The organism is Pseudomonas sp. Kh14 (assembly GCF_900291005.1).
GTDB lineage: Bacteria > Pseudomonadota > Gammaproteobacteria > Pseudomonadales > Pseudomonadaceae > Aquipseudomonas > Aquipseudomonas alloputida.
On record NZ_OLKJ01000102.1, the window covers coordinates 1 to 272 of the forward strand.

Consider the following 272-nt stretch of genomic DNA (forward strand, 5'->3'; position numbering starts at 1 on the left):
GAGAGCAATTGGGCAATATCCGTTCCGATCCAGTTTTTATGCAAATTGGCTGCCGTATATGCAATGCCTTTCTTGACTACGCCGGGGTAACCAACCCCAATGACACCATGGTAATCCAGCTTTTTGCGAATTTTTTCCACCAATTCCGCCGCAACCCTGGGTTTAAACAATGGTTCTGTTTCGTAACGCACCCGCTCAGAAACTAACTTCCCCTGATCAAGGTCGACAAGTGCACCTTTGATCGCAGACCCCCCGATATCAATACCTAATGT

At 47.4% G+C, this 272-nt stretch carries 1 protein-coding gene; it reads right to left on the bottom strand.

Features of this window, described 5'->3' with window-relative positions; genetic code table 11:
• Positions 1 to 272: ROK family protein (locus tag FQ668_RS27475; protein WP_144180776.1), on the bottom strand; the 272-nt coding region annotated here is incomplete at both ends.